General features: G+C 66.8%; 12 protein-coding genes and 4 pseudogenes. 10 read left to right on the top strand and 6 right to left on the bottom strand.

Features of this window, described 5'->3' with window-relative positions:
* Positions 1–51: 51 nt before the first annotated feature.
* The 4 genes and pseudogenes from cas1e to OHA19_RS45025 form a co-directional block, all read left to right on the top strand.
* A complete protein-coding gene (gene cas1e, locus OHA19_RS45010) occupies positions 52–969 on the top strand; it encodes a type I-E CRISPR-associated endonuclease Cas1e (protein WP_331734698.1) in 918 nt (305 codons plus the stop codon).
* 25 nt (positions 970–994) lie between these two features.
* Positions 995–1306: a type I-E CRISPR-associated endoribonuclease Cas2e gene (gene cas2e, locus OHA19_RS45015; RefSeq protein ID WP_331734580.1), complete on the top strand. Its 312-nt coding sequence runs from the start codon at positions 995–997 to the stop codon at positions 1304–1306.
* Between the two features lie 593 nt (positions 1307–1899).
* Positions 1900–2767, top strand: a pseudogene (locus tag OHA19_RS45020) (IS3 family transposase); the annotation flags it as partial.
* Positions 2768–2819: 52 nt separating this feature from the next.
* Positions 2820–2978: pseudogene (locus tag OHA19_RS45025) on the top strand (DDE-type integrase/transposase/recombinase); the annotation flags it as partial.
* A gap of 283 nt (positions 2979–3261) precedes the next feature.
* Here the strand turns inward: OHA19_RS45025 and OHA19_RS45030 are convergent.
* Positions 3262–3387, bottom strand: a complete 126-nt coding sequence (locus OHA19_RS45030) for a hypothetical protein (protein ID WP_405723059.1) — start codon at positions 3385–3387, stop codon at positions 3262–3264.
* A gap of 220 nt (positions 3388–3607) precedes the next feature.
* Here OHA19_RS45030 and OHA19_RS45035 point away from each other — a divergent pair, with 220 nt between their 5' ends.
* A complete protein-coding gene (locus OHA19_RS45035; RefSeq protein ID WP_331734584.1) occupies positions 3608–3829 on the top strand; it encodes a hypothetical protein in 222 nt (73 codons plus the stop codon).
* A gap of 21 nt (positions 3830–3850) precedes the next feature.
* On the opposite strand, the pseudogene OHA19_RS45040 reads toward OHA19_RS45035, so the two are convergent.
* Positions 3851–4400, bottom strand: a pseudogene (locus OHA19_RS45040) (GNAT family N-acetyltransferase).
* A 665-nt stretch (positions 4401–5065) separates the two neighbouring features.
* Here OHA19_RS45040 and OHA19_RS45045 point away from each other — a divergent pair.
* The 3 genes from OHA19_RS45045 (at position 5066) to OHA19_RS45055 (ending at position 8167) form a co-directional block, all read left to right on the top strand.
* Positions 5066–6208, top strand: a complete 1143-nt coding sequence (locus OHA19_RS45045) for a ParA family protein (RefSeq protein ID WP_331734585.1) — start codon at positions 5066–5068, stop codon at positions 6206–6208.
* Positions 6205–7269: a ParB/RepB/Spo0J family partition protein gene (locus OHA19_RS45050; protein WP_331734586.1), complete on the top strand. Its 1065-nt coding sequence runs from the start codon at positions 6205–6207 to the stop codon at positions 7267–7269. Before OHA19_RS45045 ends, OHA19_RS45050 begins: the two co-directional genes overlap by 4 nt.
* A 373-nt stretch (positions 7270–7642) precedes the next feature.
* On the top strand, positions 7643–8167 hold the full coding sequence (locus OHA19_RS45055; RefSeq protein WP_331734588.1) for a hypothetical protein: 525 nt from the start codon (positions 7643–7645) through the stop codon (positions 8165–8167).
* A gap of 227 nt (positions 8168–8394) precedes the next feature.
* On the opposite strand, the gene OHA19_RS45060 is transcribed toward OHA19_RS45055, so the two are convergent.
* From OHA19_RS45060 to OHA19_RS45075, 4 genes are all read right to left on the bottom strand, one after another.
* A complete protein-coding gene (locus OHA19_RS45060) occupies positions 8395–8847 on the bottom strand; it encodes a hypothetical protein (protein ID WP_331734590.1) in 453 nt (150 codons plus the stop codon).
* Positions 8844–9365, bottom strand: a complete 522-nt coding sequence (locus OHA19_RS45065) for an RNA polymerase sigma factor (protein ID WP_331734592.1) — start codon at positions 9363–9365, stop codon at positions 8844–8846. Before OHA19_RS45065 ends, OHA19_RS45060 begins: the two co-directional genes overlap by 4 nt.
* Positions 9349–9798, bottom strand: coding sequence for a DUF3995 domain-containing protein (locus tag OHA19_RS45070; protein ID WP_331734593.1), 450 nt, complete (start codon positions 9796–9798; stop codon positions 9349–9351). Before OHA19_RS45070 ends, OHA19_RS45065 begins: the two co-directional genes overlap by 17 nt.
* A gap of 838 nt (positions 9799–10636) precedes the next feature.
* Entirely contained in the window at positions 10637–11929 is a 1293-nt protein-coding gene (locus tag OHA19_RS45075; RefSeq protein WP_331734701.1) for an IS256 family transposase, read from the bottom strand.
* A gap of 1080 nt (positions 11930–13009) precedes the next feature.
* On the opposite strand from OHA19_RS45075, the pseudogene OHA19_RS45080 reads away from it, so the two are divergent.
* Positions 13010–13747, top strand: a pseudogene (locus OHA19_RS45080) (DUF2637 domain-containing protein); the annotation flags it as partial.
* Positions 13748–15736: 1989 nt separating this feature from the next.
* Positions 15737–16003: a hypothetical protein gene (locus OHA19_RS45085; protein ID WP_331734594.1), complete on the top strand. Its 267-nt coding sequence runs from the start codon at positions 15737–15739 to the stop codon at positions 16001–16003.
* Positions 16004–16090: the final 87 nt, after the last annotated feature.

Consider the following 16090-nt stretch of genomic DNA (forward strand, 5'->3'; position numbering starts at 1 on the left):
CCCCTCACCACCAGCAACGCCCGACGTAAACTCGCCGCACCCACCGTCGCCATGCTCCCCCGCATCGCCGACTGCCTCTCCTTCCTCTACCTCGACATCGTCCGCATCCACCAGGACGACACCGGAGTCTGCGCCGAAGTCACCAGCGAACAACGAGGAACAGAGACCGTATACCTCCCAACCGCAGCGCTTGGCTGTGTCCTCCTGGGCCCCGGCACCTCCATCACCGCACGCGCCCTCGCCACCTTCGCCAGAAACGGCACCACCGTCGTCACAACCGGGTCCGGAGGCGTCCGCTGCTACTCCGCAGCCGTACCCGAATCCCTCACCACCCTCTGGCTCGAACACCAGACCCGCGCCTGGGCCAACGACTCCCACCGCCTCACCATCGCGCAGACCATGTACGAACTCCGATTCGGAGACGGCACCGCAACCGACGGAACCAACCTCGACAAACTCCGCGGCATGGAAGGCCAACGCGTCAAAGCCCACTACCAACTCCTCGCCCGCCAATACAAGATCGGCCGCTTCCGCCGCTCTTACGACCCTGCATCCTGGGACAGCCAAGACCCCGTCAACCTCGCTCTCTCCTCGGCCAACACCTGCCTCTACGGCATCGTGCACGCCGCAATCACCGCACTCGGCTGCTCACCAGCCCTCGGCTTCGTCCACAGCGGCAACCAGCAAGCCTTCGTGTACGACATCGCGGACCTTTACAAAGCCGAACTCACCATCCCCCTCGCCTTCTCCCTCCACGCGTCACCCGACCCCGAAGGCGAAGCACGCCGCTCATTCCGCCACGAACTCCGCCTCTTCCAGCTGCTCCCCCGCATCGTCACCGACATCCAGCAGCTCCTCGACCCGGACCACACCTACGAATGCCCCGACCCCGAAGAACAACTGGTCGACCTGTGGGATCCGGTCACCGGCTCCGTACCCGCCGGCGTCAACCACGGGAAACCCCTGTGACCCGCCCGTTGAAAAGGCACGGCACATGTCCGCAATGATCGTCATCTCGGCCACCGCCGTCCCCGACCACCTACGCGGCGCTCTCACCCGCTGGCTCCTCGAAGTCACACCCGAGCTGTATGTCGGCACTGTCTCGGCCAAGGTCCGCGACGAACTCTGGTCAGCCGTCGCCGCCTGCACCGACGACGGCATGGCGGTTCTTGCCCACCCGGCCGACAACGAGCAGGGCTTCCAACTACGAACAGCAGGCACCCGCCGCCGCGAACCCCTCGACTTCGACTGCCTCACCCTGATCGCCTTCCAGCGAGAAAGTCAAGAAATGGCAAACCCCATCTGACGTTCCAGGTCAGAAAGGTGCTCTCCGCGCGAGCGGAGGTGAGCCGGCCCAGGAGCTCGCCGACGAGACCGAGAAGCGGTGCTCTCCGCGCGAGCGGAGGTGAGCCGCCGGCGAGGAACTCGCCTGCTGGACCGGGGCCGTGCTCTCCGCGCGAGCGGAGGTGAGCCGGGATCGGCGACTGCCACCTGGGCCGTGGAGTGGTGCTCTCCGCGCGAGCGGAGGTGAGCCGACTCCGCACACTCTCACGGTGGTCCGCACCCAGTGCTCTCCGCGCGAACCGCGAGCGGAGGTCCCGCCAGCGTTCCTACGAGGGCGTCGGGGCGTGCTCTCCGCGCGAGCCGCGAGCGGAGGTGAGCCGTAGGGGGCGGTCGTGGCGTTGCTGACCCTGGCGTGCTCTCCGCGCGAGCGGAGGTGAGCCGCTGCCGTCACTCTCCTCGCCGTACAGGAGGAAGTGCTCTCCGCGCGAGCGGAGGTGAGCCGCAGACTGAACCCGATTCCGCGCTCGCCATGTTGTGCTCTCCGCGCGAGCGGAGGTGAGCCGACCCGGCCGACCGATATGAGCTCGCCCGTGGGCGGCCTGGAAGGATGTTGCTGTGCCTGTTCCCTATCCCGAAGAGTTCCGTGATGACGTCGTGCGCGTGGCCCGCAACCGCGAGAAGGGCATCACGCTTGCGCAGATCGCGAAGGATTTCGGCGTCCATGAGATGACGCTGTCGAAGTGGCTGCGCCAGGCAGCCGTGGAGGACGGCAAGAAGCCCGGTGTCACCAGGTCCGAGTCGGCGGAGAACAGGGAGCTGAAGAAGCGGATCCGGCTGCTGGAGCAGGAGAACGAGGTCCTGCGCCGCGCGGCGGCCTACCTGTCGCAGGCGAACCGGCCAGGAAAAGGCTCTACCCGCTCGTGAGAGAGCTCGCCGCCGACACAATCCCTGTCGCGGTCGCGTGCCGGGTACTCGGGCTTGCCTGCCAGCACTACCACCGGTGGCTTCGCCGGCCGGTGACCGAGACCGAGATCACCGAGGCATACCGCGCGAACACACTGTTCGACGCCCACTGCGACGACCCCGAGTTCGGCTACCGGTTCCTCACGGACGAAGCCGAAACGGCCGGCGAGCGGATGAGTGAACGGACCGCGTGGCGGATCTGCCGGGACAACGCCTGGTGGTCAGCGTTCGGGAAGAAACGGTCGAAGAACGGCAAGCGGCCCGGGCCGCCGGTGCACGACGACCTTGTCCGGCGTGACTTCACCGCGAACGCGGTGAACGAGCTGTGGCTGACCGACATCACCGAACATGCGACCGCAGAGGGCAAGGTGTACCTGTGCGCGGTCAAGGACGCCTTCTCCGGCCGGATCGTCAGTTACTCGATCGGGAGCCGGATGCAGGCGCGGCTCCCGGTGAACGCTCTGGACTACGCAGTCGCACCGGCTGCGTAGTCCACTCCGACCGCGGCTCGCAGTTCAGGCGACATCACCGCTCTGCCCACATCCGAGGGCTGGCTCTACCTCGCCTGCTGGCTGGACCTGGCCACCCGCGAGGTCGTCGGCTACTCGATGGCCGACCACCACCGCGTCGACCTTGTCGTCGATGCGCTGAAGATGGCCGCGGGCCGGGGCCGGCTCCGGCCCGGCTGCATAGCGCATTCGGATCGCGGCAGCGAATACACGAGTATTCAATTTTGGTTTGAGATAGGCGAGTTGGGGCTCCGGCAAAGCTGCGGACGCACCGGATCCTGCTTCGGCAACGCCGCCGCGGAGAGTTTCTGGGCCCTACTCAAAGAAGAGATCGGCACTCGCATCTGGCCCGGGCCACCGCCCGCGCTGAGGTCTTCGACGTCATCGAGACCTTCTATAACCGCCGCCGCCTGCGCAAACACAAGGTCTTCGGCTACCTCACCCCGGCCGAGACCCGGCAACGGCACCAACACGACCTCGCAGCATAGGCATCGAGTGTCCAAGATCACGGGGAAGCTTCAACGCCCCGCGAGAGGAAGGCGTTGGACTCCTGCTCATGCCGGTGATGTCCCAGCATCACGCGCTGGAGCTCCTTCGTCAGCATGTGCCGGTCCAGCTCGGACTCCTCCACCAGCCGATCAAACCACCTTTCCCAGTTGGCCAGGGCCTGCTTCTGCTCCCCTCGCACTGCCCAGCCCCCGGGCTGAGGCCAGCTGATGAACCGCAGACGCACCTCGCCATAGACGGCTACGTCGACACGACCCCGGCCCCGCCACCGGCTGGGACACCGTCTGCTTCGACCTGATCCACTCCCCCGCCACGAACGTCGTCGCGCCCGATGCCCCGACACCATGTACGCCTGGCCTCCCCGCGTCGCCGACGTGCTGTTGCGCGAGGACCAGCTGGGTGACCTGCTGCGCGTCATCGCCATCGTCATCCAGCCCGACGACCCCGATGCCCCGGCCCGGCTCACCGTCGTCGACGCCCTGAAGGCCGCCCCGGCCCCCGTGATGTACGACCTCGTGCTGGAGCTTCCCTGTCGAGGGCAGCGTGTTGAGCAGTGCCGTGTCTGAGCGAGGGCGGTTTCGCCTAGCTCAACCGGACGGCGTGAACGAAGACCAGACGCCGAACCACTGCTCGGCGCCGTAGTCCTCGAACCGCTCCACCTCGGTGAACCCCAGCTTCGCTGCGAGGCGCATTGAGCGCTCGTTGGCGGTCTGGGTGCGCAAGCACCACCGACGTGCCGGGAAGCGCGTCGGTGAACCAGTTGAGCACTGCTGTGCATGCCTCGACGGCGTACCCGCGTCCCCATGCCTCTGGCAGGAACAGGTAGCCGAGCTCGGCCTCCCCGACATCTGGTCGGACGTGCCCCGGACTCTCCGCGTCGTGCCGATCGAGCTTGACCATGCCGATCATCGCTCCGTCGAGATCGATCGCGAAAAGGCCAGGCCGCCGTTCGGGTATCTCGGGCACCGCGCGCTTGAGTTCATCACGCGGTCGAGAGCTACCAAGGTAGGTATGTACCTCCGGTGAGGCGAGCAGCCCGATGAACGCCGCACGGTCTCGGGCCTCGGGCTCGCGGAGTATGAGCCGTTCGGTTCTGATCGGAGCAGGTGGCCAGGCGACGGGTCCGAGTTCAGTCATGGCGGGCAACCTAGCGCACGCCCGTGAGAGTGATCCGAGAGAGAAGGCCTGGCGGCGGGCTGGTCTCGGGGTCATTCGCCTGGGGCTGGAGGTCTGATCGGAAGGACGCGGACACGGGGTCCGGGCCCGGCTTGTTCTTCGTGCAGCCGCTGGTTCAACGTCGTGAGTGCCTGAACCAGCCCTTGGACGTCGGCGTGTAGTTGGGCGAGCTCTTCGGCGTTGGCCCGGAGGTTTGACGAGCTGCTTGCGCAGGAGGGCCTCGCTGTCCGGCAGCTTGAGCTGCTGGCGCTGGCACATGTCGTCTTGGAGGCCAGAGGTGCTGGCTACAAGCTCGCCGTGTATTGGATGTGGTGGTGGATGGTGCGTGGAGGGGCGATCCCAAGTGTGCGAACGCGCGCTGTGCTTTTCGTGCGGCACGAGAGGAGCTGATGGAGGCCATGCGTTCCGCTGTGGTGTGGGCTTGAGTCGCAGGTACGGGCGGCCGATACGTGAGTGGGCTGCTTCGTGATGCGTCTGCTTTCCGGACGCAAGTTCCGGCCGCGTCCTGGAATCAGGCCTTGCGGAGGTGCTAACGCCGTTAGCACCTCCAACAGCTAACGCGGGATTAGTTGAAATCGTGCGTTTCGTTGTCACTCAAGGCTCCTTCGCGGCAGTAAGCTGCCGCCATGTCATCTCCCAACGCAGGAGGTGAGCGGGAGAAGCTGGTCTCCAAGCTGCCCGCATCCCTCCGACAGGCTCTAAAGATCCGCGCGGCCCAGCTTTCCGTCGACGTCCAGGACGCCGTCACCGCTGGCGTGCAACTCTGGCAGTCCCAGAGTGCTCCACTCCCCCACGTTGAGACCGCAGGCGCGGAATCCTTCGGCACCTGGCTTCCCGAAGGGCTCTACGACTCCTTCAAAGGCGACTGCCGCCAGCGAGGCGTCTCCTACATCCAGGGTCTCGCCCAGGTAGTGGCTCTCTGGCTGGAGCGGAACCCAGCCGACGAGGAGACAGCCTCCGTGCGCCGGATCGTGGTGTGCAACCAGAAGGGAGGTGTCGGCAAGACCGCAGTGTCCGCTGGTACCGCCCAGGCATTCGCCGAACGCGGCAGCCGCGTCCTTCTCGTTGACTACGACCCGCAAGGCCACCTCTCGCACCAGCTCGGCCTCAAGGCCATCCCAGCCGGTCAGGAGAGCCTCGTCACTCACATGCTCAACCGTGACGAAACCAAGCAGTCCCTGATCGACCTCACCGTCGTCATAGAAGGCGCCAAGTTCGGCGACCGGCTTCGTGTCCTGCCGGCAGCCTTCGATGCGTTCCTTCTGGACTCCGGACTCACCGTCTTCCGTGGCCCCCGCCATGCCGCTCTGGAGCGAGCCCTGGCTCCCATTGAGGAGCACTTCGACGTCATCGTCGTCGACTCGCCTCCCAGCCTCGGTCTGGCCATGGACGCCGGCCTCGTGTACGGCCGACAGCGTGACGGCGAGAAGCCCGGAGCCTCAGGACTCCTCATCCCCGTCGAAGCCGAAGACACCTCCGCCCAGGCTTACGGCATGCTCATCAACCAGGTCGGATCGCTGACACGGGACTACGACATCACCGTGGACCAACTCGGACTCGTCGTGAACAAGTACGACTCCCGACGCGGTTTCATCGCCACCTCCTCACTCGACAAGTGGAAGGCGCTCGGCACCCCGCCCGTACTGTCGGTCATCCCGGACGTCAAGGAGCAGCGCGAAGCCGTTCGCATGCAACGGCCGCTCCTCGACTACGCCCCCGAGTCCGACCAGTCCCACAGCATGCGGCAGATCGTCCGAGGGCTGGCATGAAGAAATCAGACGCTCTCGGAGCATCCGCCACCTTTGATGCCGTCAGCCAGCCCATCAGCAGCCGCGCCGCATCCTTCGCCCGATACGCCGGACAAGGCGACGACCCTGCCCCGGCCCCCGGCACCGAAGTCCAGACCGCCTCACCGCGACTAGCCGTCACGCAGCTAGCTCATAACCCGTTCAATCCCAGGGAAGAGCTCAGAGCCGTTGAGGACATGGCAGACAGCCTCACCGCGCGAGGCGTCATCCAGCCCCTCACCGTCGTGACCCGTGCGGCATTCCTCAGCGCACACCCCGGACACGACACCGAACTCGGATCTGCCACGCACGTCGTCGTCGACGGAAACCGTCGCCTGGCGGGCGCAAACCTGGCAGGCCTGGATGACGTGCCCGTCCACATCGACAACTCGCTCGCGGAAAGCGCCGACACCCTTCTGGAGACGGCCCTCACAGCAGCCGTCCAGCACGAGAGCCTTGATCCGCTGGACGAGGCCAAAGCGCTGGAACGCCTCGTGGAAGTACATGGCTCGCAGCGTGCGGTCGCCCGTGCCCTTGGAAAGTCCAGTCCCTGGGTGACCCAGCGACTCGCTCTCCTGAAGCTCACCCCAGACCTTCAGCAAGCCGTCGAGGACAAGAGCCTGCCAGTCGAGGTCGCCCGCAACGTCGGACAACTACCGCCGCAACAGCAACAACGCGCAGCCGACGAAGCCCTGACCGCCCGAGCTGAACGCCAGCAGCGACGACGTGGTCGGGGTGCTAACGCCGTTAGCACCCCGACCACAAATACAGCCGCAGAGCCAGGTGCTAACGGCGTTAGCACCCCAGCTCCCAGGGAGCCGGATACCGGTACTCCCCCAGCAACGGACAAAACCGAGCAGTCCAACGAAGCGAGGTCGACGACCACCGACGTCGACCTTCCCGCACCTCGCAAGGCCATAGTGAAGATGCCGTGGCTGGACGGGGAGAAGGTTGCCGACATCGTGATCGAGAAAATGGGGGAGGAGCAGCGAGAAGTCCTCCTGCAGAGACTGATCGCAGCGCGCACGGTGTCTGGGGCGTAGCCGTAGTGCGTGAGTCGCAGATGGGCGTGGCTGAACATTCGGCCACGCCCATCTGCTGTTACCACCCGCACAGTGCACGGGCTGGTCGGAATCCGTAGGCCGATTCTCGGTCGAGACGGTGACAGGTCTTCTGGCTAGATCCCTTGAACTGTGTACAGAGCACGGTTTCCTTGGCCAGCTTTGACCCACTGGGATGGCCGCGACGTTCCTCACAGGGCGTCTGCCGCGGCACCGGGGGCTCGCCCGTTCCGCGAGGACCACTTCCCGGCGACGGCCGTCGTTCGCCGGTCTTCCGACCTCTTGTAGATCCATCGCGCCCAGTAGGCATGGCGCGTTGCCCGGTCGATCCGGCGCGAGCCGTGATGGCCGATTCGTGCTCTATCGACGCCCGCTGTCAGGTGATGGGCTGGGCGTTGTGTCGGGGATCATCGCGGCCGCTATTGCCGTTATCGGAACACTGCTCGGGGCAGTCGTTGCACACCGCTACCAGGAGAAGACCGCAGCTCTGTCCGCTCTTCGCGCCAAACGCGAGCGGAGTCACCAGCATCTCCTCGATGCATGTGCCGATTTCATTGCCTTGGCAGAGGACTATCGGCGGGCCCAGTACGACCGGTGGACAAGCCAGCATGCAGTGGAATCCGAGGCGGTTCTCGCTACCCGGGCTGAGTCGTATCGCCTCTACGTCGAAGTTCGCAGTAGTGCCTTCCGGCTCCGCCTCGTCGCCCATGGTCCGCAGGCGCAGGACCTGGCTGAGCGCGTCACTGATATCCAGGCGAAGACACGAGAGATCATCTTTGCTGAGACCAAGGCCGACATGCTCGCCCGAGGCGAGGTTGCAGAGCATGCCTGTGATGCCTTCGTGGTCCGTGCCAGAGCGGCCCTAGCCGAAATGACGTAGGCAGTGTCCCGGTATTCACCAGCGCCGCCGCGACCAGTCGCGGAGCGACAACCGGCCAGCTAGAGAGAGGGCGCTGGTCCGGCCAACGGACAGAGGCCGGATCAGGCGGACGGCTTCGCTGCCGGCCTTGTCATTGATCTGGTCCCTTGACGGGCTGCCTGCCGAGGAGACGCAACTGGGCAGAGGAGGAGATCAAGTACGCGGCATTCGGATCCGGTGCCTTCCCGTCAGAGCAGGGCCGTCAGGCGCTGAACGCTGCGGCTGCCCTCACGCCGTACGCCCAGGGGGATCAGGGCGGCGTGGGCCGGAAGGCGCACGCCACCGGTGAATGCCACCCGAGTGCCTGTGCCTTCCGGCGCCGCCGCCACGCCAAGCAGCAGGAACCGGCTCTGCAGCCAGCACCAGCCGGGCCGCTGCACGCCGCGCAGCCGTGCCCGCATCCCGTACCTGCTGCGTGCCAGCGCCTCTATGCGCTCGCCCTGCCGACGGACGACGCGCAGCCGTTCCATGTCGGGCACGACCTGTCCGAAGGCGCCCTCCAGGTCGCCCAGCAGGGCCCAGACCCGTTCGAAGGGGGCGTCCATGTGTGCCTCGCTCACGTGGGCGCCGCGAATGCCGCCGGCCAAGACGTGCAGGCGCCGCACGGGGTCGAGGTCAGTGATGGGCCAGGGCTCGTTCATGACGTCCACGCCTTCCGGAAGGTGTCGCGGGCCCGGTGCAGCCGCGACTTGACAGTGCCCGTGCGCACGCCGAGCAGGGCGGCGGCGGTGCGCTCGTCCAGCCCCTCGACGTCACGCAGCATCAGCACCGCGCGGTGCTCGGGGGAGAGCCGGTCCAGTACGTCCCTGATGTCGGCGGAGAGTTGAGGGTCGCCGCGGGCGGGAAGCGCGCTGAGATCGGCCGGTACGGTGCGGGCGGCGCGGTGCGCGGTGCGGATCGACTCCCGTACCGCGATGGCACGGACCCAGCCGTGCAGTGCGGCTGGGTCCTTCAACGTGCGCAGCGACTTGAAGACCGCCACCAGGGACTCCTGCGCAGCGTCCGCGCCCTGGCCCAGGGCTATGGACGTGCAGACGCGGACCACGTACGGGGCGAGCACGTCCAGGAGTTCGGCCATGGCGAGGGTGTCACCACGCTGGGCGGCTCGTACGAGCCGGACCGTTCGGTCATCGGATCGTTCATCAGGCACGGGCCGCATCCTTCCACCGCGCCACGCGCAGAGTGGCGACGGCCAGGACGGCGCACAGCGGGGTGTAGAGAATGAGGTTGAGCCAGTAGAAGGCGGTGCCGGTCTCCTCGGCGAACAGCCAGTAGATCCCCGCCACCGCGCGCAGCGAGAGGCCGACGGCCACGGCCGGCGTGCCGACGCGGAACAACAGCGGGCGGGGCCGGTGCGCGCGGGCGAGAACGAAGGCGGCTGCGGTGAGGAGCAGGGCGACAAGAGGAAGCAGGACCGGTGGTGTGAACGGCACGTCCGTCCCGAGAACCGCGTGGGACAGGCTCCTGTCGTCGGCCGCGGGCCATGTGGCTCCCGTCGTCCAGTACAGGTGGAGCACGGCGTCCACGGTGAGCACCGAGGCGACGAGTGCGGCGGCACGGGTCGGTGCGGGGTTGGCGGGCTGGTACGGCATGGTGCCTCCTGCGTCGGCAAAGGAATCCGTCGCCCTGTTGAGGAGCTGTCCGCGCGAAACGTTCCCTCGGAGTACGCGAATTCTTCGAGGGCATGTAAGGCGCATCCGGGGTCCCGGCTGTCGAGCAGGCTTCCTGTGCCTGGCGATCAGGCGTCAACAAGGCTGAGGCTGCCGTCACCGTTTCGCTCCCTTGGCTGCCCGGCGTTGGACGAATCGGTGGGACGACGACGCCTGTCCTGCGGGCTGCTGGCACGGCGTGCCGCTGTCCTTCTCGATGAACTGAGCCCACCTGGTTCACCCAATCCAGTCCACGCAGGCAGGCGGCGTATTGACGACTGACTTCGTTGAGGCGCGACAGCGGGGGAGCTGTTTTACGGCCGTAAAACTCAGTGAGCCTCGTCTTCGCCGCGCGGCCACTCGTCGATGCTCTGAGCTGCTTCGGCGGGCTCGAGTATGGGCTCACGAAACAGGTTCGTGTAGGCCGGCCTCGGTAGTTAGCGGGCGGGATCAATGAGGCCGTCGTACTGCGCGCAGAGCTCAGACCACCGGTCGATGATGGTCCCCAGCGGACAGAATGGCGAGCGAGGCCGGCACCGATGGGCTGGGGGTTATGGCTGCTCCTCGACCGGCATGAAGTAGTCCTCGCTGGTTGCCCGGAGACGATCTGTGCTCATTGCCGTGCTGCCCGTCTTCAGATCGTCGGCCAAGAGCTGTGTCAGGTCCGCGGGGAAGTGGTGGTTCGCCATCGGCGGCGAACTGGGCGTTGAAGTGGTCACGAATGCGGTCGATGGCGAGTTCCGGGTCTGTCAATCGAACGGTGTATCAGGGGTGTTTGGGGTTACTGACGGGGTGCGGAGAGGCGGCGGTCGAAGGTGATGTCGAAGGCGTTCAGCGCGGTCTTCCAGCGCAGGGTCCAGCGGGTTTGCCCCTTGCCGGTGGGGTCGAGGGACATGATCGCCATGTAGACGCATTTCAGGGCGGCCTGCTCGTTGGGGAAGTGGCCGCGGGCCTTGACCGCCCGCCGGATCCGGGCATTCACCGATTCGATCGCGTTGGTCGTGCAGACGATGCGGCGGATCTCGGTGTCGAATCGGAGGAACGGGGTGAACTCCTCCCAGGCGTTCTCCCAGAGTCTGACGATCGCCGGATACTTCCTGCCCCACGTGTCGGCGAGCTCGGCGAATCGTTCGAGCGCGGCCTCCTCGGTCGGCGCCGTACAGACCGGCTTGAGAGCCCTGGCGATCTTGTCCCAGTCCTGGCGGGCGGCATATCGGAAGGAGTTCCGCAGCAGGTGGACCACGCAGGTCTGCACGATCGTCCTCGGCCAGACGGTCTCGACCGCGTCGGGCAGGCCCTTCAGCCCGTCGCAGACGAGCATGAGGACGTCGTTGACGCCGCGGTTCTTGATCTCGGTGAGGATGTGCATCCAGTGCTTGGCGCCCTCGCCGCCGTCCCCGGCCCACAAGCCGAGGATCTCGCGCCGGCCCTCGACGGTGACGGCCAGGGCCACGTAGATCGGCCTGTTGGCGACGGCGCCGTCGCGGATCTTCACGTGGATGGCGTCGATGAACACGACCGGACAGACCGGGTCGAGCGGGCGGTTCTGCCATTCGGCCATGCCCTCGAGGACCTTGTCGGTGATCGTGGAGATCGTCTGGCGGGAGACGTCGGCGCCATGGACCTCCGCGAGGTGGGCCTGGACCTCGCCCGTGGTCAGGCCCTTCGCCGACAGGGAGATGACCATCTCGTCCACCCCGGACAGGCGCTTCTGCCGCTTCTTGACGATCTTCGGCTCGAACGCCCCGTCCCGGTCGCGAGGGACGGATATCTCCACCGGACCGACGTCCGTCAGCACGGTCTTCGTCCGGGTGCCGTTGCGGGAGTTCCCGCCGTTCTTCCCGGCCGGATCGTGCTTGTCATAGCCGAGATGGTCGGTGATCTCGCCCTCCAGGGCGGACTCCAGCAGCCGCTTCGTCAGCTGCTGGAGCAGTCCGCCCTCGCCGGTCAGCTGCAGTCCCTCGGCCTGAGCTCGGGAGACCAGCTCGTCGATCAGCCGGTCATCCACCACCCTCGCCGGCTGCGGCTCTACCGCCTCGCTTATCTGGGCCTCGGCCACGTTCTCACTGGTCATCGATGCATCCTCCATGATCGGGAGTTACACCGAACGATTTACAGTCCCGCACTCGATGACCGTTGAGAGGAGTCACCACCGTGCAGGTCGATTTGATGTGATGGGTCGACCTCAGATCCCCTCACTCGGTGGCCCGTGCATCGTATGCAGCCAGCGTGTCTCGAGAGACCCTGATGGGGGCAAGTGCTACGTGGCGCAGGGGATGAGCGAGCAGCCGTGTGCGGTACTCATGGGGCAAGGCGGTCTCGTTCCGCTCTATCGGGCCCTCTGTCGGGCAGGTACATCTTTGTCGCAGTCGGACCTCCGGAACTGTGTCCGCCATCCTGTCGACGAGTGTCTGTTCCAGTTTGGTCGCTTCCGGCGATCTTTGGCAGAGCGTTGTTCTTGTCGATGTGGCCGATGAGCGGCTTGTTCCTTGGCGGATCAAATCGGAGGGCAGCTCCGGAACTTCGTCAGGAGCGATCCTAAGGTTGGGCCTTGAAATGCAGTCGGTCGGCATCCAGCGTCATTGGCATTCTGAGAGATACCTGACACAGCCCTCGCGAGCGTAGACACCCGCTTTGCGGGCTCACACGGCGGACGGCCATCCGGCTTCGACAAGGAGCGGTACAAGAAGCGGAACACTGTCGAACGCGGGCCGAGCTGCTGCTCGACGCCGGGTACGGCGACGAGGCGATGACGGAGGCGAGAGAAGGCGCGGCGGGCCGAGGTACAGCCTACGTACGGTGGAGGCTGCGGGGCGCCGATCGGCAGCAGGCGAGGGGAGGCCGCGAGCCGCGGGACGGCAGACGAGTGCAGTGCTGGGTACAGCTGATGCGGCACCAGATCCCCCGGGGCGGCGGAGAGAGGTCTGTCCGTGACCTTGCCCACGAGTTCAGCTCCATCGCCCGCGAACGCCGAGGCCAGGGCCTCACGAGCGGATTCCGGTAGCTGGTAGAAGGCAGGCTCGTTCCGGTCCGCCGCGCTTCGCGATCACTATTCGCTGACGATCCCCCGACGTACACCGCAGAGCACACGGCTCGGGTCACCCTTCGTGAGAGTGTGGCCTGATGCTGCAGATGCAGGAGGGGGAGGACGGTCATGCATAGGAGCGCACCGCTTCAGCTGACACGCACCCACCGGATACTCATCGGTCTCGTGGTCGCCGGAGCGGTGCTCATCGCCGCGATCGGGTTCGCGGGTTCGTACGCGGCGGTGCGCGAACTCGCCCTCCAGAAGGGCTTCGGGGACTTCTCACTGGTCTTCCCGATCGGCATCGACGCGGGCATCTGTGTCCTGCTCGCCCTGGACCTGCTGCTGACCTGGCTGCGCATCCCGTTCCCGCTGCTGCGCCAGACCGCCTGGCTTCTGACCGCCGCGACGATCGCCTTCAACGGCGCCGCGGCCTGGCCCGACCCGCTCGGCGTCGGCATGCACGCCGTCATCCCGGTGCTGTTCGTGGTCTCCGTCGAGGCCGCCCGCCACGCGGTGGGCCGGATCGCCGACATCACGGCCGACAAGCACATGGAGGGCGTCCGCCTCACCCGCTGGCTGCTCTCCCCCGTCCCCACGTTCAAGCTGTGGCGCCGCATGAAGCTCTGGGAGCTCCGCAGTTACGAGCAGGTCATCAAGCTCGAACAGGACCGGCTGATCTACCAGGCCCGCCTCCAGGCCCGCTTCGGCCGCAACTGGCGCCGCAAAGCCCCCGTCGAGTCCCTGATGCCGCTGCGCCTGGCGAAGTACGGCGTCCCGCTCGCCGAGACCGCCCCGGCCGGCCTCGCCGCCGCGGGCATCGAACCCGCCCTGCTCCCCCCGGCCCCCGCCCCGGCCCAGGCCGCTCAGGTCCCGAAACAGGGGCAGAGTCCCGCCCTTGAGGCCCCTGCCACACAAGAGCTGGAATTCGCACAGCTGCGTGCCGGAGAACCGAAACCGTCATCCCAGGTGCCTTCAGTAGCCGCTGTACGGCCGCACGAGCCAACACCGGACGATGCCAGGGCCGGCGGACGTCTCGCGGACGCCTACCGGGCCTGGATCGGCGCCTACGGTTCCGAGCCGACGAGTGCGCAGTTCGCACTCTGGCTCCAGGACAGGTACGGCATCGCCACAGCAGCCGGTGACCCGCTGTCCGACGAGCAGCTCTGGCCGCTGCTGCAGGTGCTCAAGCAGCGCGGCGCGCCTGCACACGATAGCGGGTCCGGCCCCGGTGCTTCCCAGGACGCATCCGAAGAAGAGACATGGACCGACTACTTCTACAACGCCTGGCTCACGTACGCGGCGGAACGAGGCTCGTACCCCGATGCCGACGCCCTCGCTGAGTACGTATACCAGCGCGACGGCATTCTGGGAGCCACCGGGCAGCCCATCACCGCAGACGCATTGCGTGACTACGTCGCCTGGTTCCAGGCGCAGGACCAGGACGACGGCGGGAGTGAGTCTGCTCCGCAACGCCAGGCTCAGTACAACGGCGACGTCGACTCGGAGGCCGATCCGGCACGGGCGGCAGCGGACCAGACCGTCGAGACGGCCCCCGATCACGAGGGTGAGGAGAGCGACGATCAGGGCTCTCTCCCGAGCGGACCCGATGACGACCCGGAGGAGCAGCTCGGTGCACCGCCACGGTTCGCCGCTGGCCAGCAGGATCAAACGCGGCCGACGGAACAGCGAGCCGTACACGCGTCCGGGCGGGGGAGTAGCGGCCGCAGCGTCGTCCAGGTGCGAGTCCCGAAGCCCCGTGATGAGGGCGAGCCCGACGCCGAGGAGTCGGCCCCGGACATCCGTGAGAGCGAGGTCGAGCAGGAGGCCGAGCAGCAGGACGGCTCTCACCTGACGGGCCCGGCACGGGTGGAATTCCACTACCGACAGTTGTCACCGGAGGAGCAGCAGCTTTCGGCGAAGGCTCTTGCTCCAGTCCTGGCGGAGCGCTGCGGCTACCAAGAGGGCACGGTGCGGAAGTACCTCGGGCCGATCAAGCGGGCCGCCGGTGTGTGACGTTCCACCGCTGTGGAATGCGGGCGAGCTGCCCGGAGCGCTGCACGGGGGTGGGGGTGGAATCCACGGATTCCACCCCCACCCCCGTCTGCTGTCCCGGCCCCGCAGGCGCATCCGAGGCCACTGCTTTCCGGCATTGGAGCAGCGGGTGTGCGGCCGGGAAGCGCTGGAGTGAGGCCCGGCGTCGACTCAGGGGGTGGAACGCTGTGACCTGCGATTTTCCAGTGTGGGTCAGCATTTGGGTCATACCCCGCTCGCGTCCTTCGCGCTGCTGTCGCTGCTCGTCGAGAGGGCGGGCGGTGCTGTCGGCAGGCTGCGGCCAGGAGTGGGGGACAGGTCGTTCTGTGTGGGAGCGGCCAGGTGGAAAACGGGCACGGCGTCGCTGCGACGGGCGCGGTCGGGGGGTGGAATCTTCCACGTTCCTCGTGGCCTTGCGGTCGGCGCGGTGGCTGGGTTGGTGAGCGGGTTTTCCACCCTGCTGCGGGAGCCTTCGGCGGTCGGGGATCCGGGCGGCGAGGGGTGGAACGTAGCCGCGTCTCCGGTTGTGCTGTGTGACGGTCTGTCATTGTGCCGGGCACTCGTGGCCGGCGCTGCAGGCGTGGCCGGCGCTGCGGGCGTGGCTGGCGCTGCGGGCGTGGCGGGCGTGGCGGGCCGCTCAGGGCGGGCGCCGGCAGAGGTGGCCGCCCGGCAGGAGGCTGGTCTCCCGGATGTGGCCGAGGCGGTTCTGGGCCATTCAGTGGCAGCGGGTGCCGCGTCAGGGTGGCGGGCGGTCTCCTCTCCACGACGGCCAAACTTTCAGTGAAACTTGAAGTGTGGTTGTGGGTGTGTCACCCTCGCCCCATGAGCGAACCGGATTTTGCCGCACTGCGGAAGCGAGTCGAGAAGGCGGAGAAGGTTGCCGACGGCTACAGGACCGAGCTGTACGAAGCTGCCGTCACTGAAGCCATGAAATCGACTGTGTACGGCCACGTCTCTGCCGTTGCCCGGGAGTCAGGCATCAACGTTCAGCACCTTCGTGACCTCATCGACAAGGTCGACCCCGGATGGCTCGCCAAAGCGTCCGAGGAACGCCAGGCAGCCAAGTCCAAGCGCAAGGAAACGGCGTGACGTGACATAAGCGCAGCCCCGGCCGGACCCTACGGCCCTTGCTGCGCACAGTCATATGCTGGCATGCGCTGACCTGCTGTTTTCCAA

Source organism: Streptomyces sp. NBC_00012 (genome assembly GCF_045040875.1).
Classification (GTDB): domain Bacteria; phylum Actinomycetota; class Actinomycetes; order Streptomycetales; family Streptomycetaceae; genus Streptomyces.

What these genes read in the sequence shown, in the direction of transcription:
- cas1e (WP_331734698.1), top strand. Translation starts at nt 52, where the DNA reads ATGCTCCCCCGCATCGCCGACTGCCTCTCCTTCCTCTACCTCGACATC.
- cas2e (WP_331734580.1), top strand. Translation starts at nt 995, where the DNA reads ATGTCCGCAATGATCGTCATCTCGGCCACCGCCGTCCCCGACCACCTA.
- OHA19_RS45035 (WP_331734584.1), top strand. Translation starts at nt 3,608, where the DNA reads ATGTACGCCTGGCCTCCCCGCGTCGCCGACGTGCTGTTGCGCGAGGAC.
- OHA19_RS45045 (WP_331734585.1), top strand. Translation starts at nt 5,066, where the DNA reads ATGTCATCTCCCAACGCAGGAGGTGAGCGGGAGAAGCTGGTCTCCAAG.
- OHA19_RS45050 (WP_331734586.1), top strand. Translation starts at nt 6,205, where the DNA reads ATGAAGAAATCAGACGCTCTCGGAGCATCCGCCACCTTTGATGCCGTC.
- OHA19_RS45060 (WP_331734590.1), bottom strand. Translation starts at nt 8,847, where the DNA reads ATGAACGAGCCCTGGCCCATCACTGACCTCGACCCCGTGCGGCGCCTG.
- OHA19_RS45065 (WP_331734592.1), bottom strand. Translation starts at nt 9,365, where the DNA reads ATGCGGCCCGTGCCTGATGAACGATCCGATGACCGAACGGTCCGGCTC.
- OHA19_RS45070 (WP_331734593.1), bottom strand. Translation starts at nt 9,798, where the DNA reads ATGCCGTACCAGCCCGCCAACCCCGCACCGACCCGTGCCGCCGCACTC.
- OHA19_RS45075 (WP_331734701.1), bottom strand. Translation starts at nt 11,929, where the DNA reads ATGACCAGTGAGAACGTGGCCGAGGCCCAGATAAGCGAGGCGGTAGAG.
- OHA19_RS45085 (WP_331734594.1), top strand. Translation starts at nt 15,737, where the DNA reads ATGAGCGAACCGGATTTTGCCGCACTGCGGAAGCGAGTCGAGAAGGCG.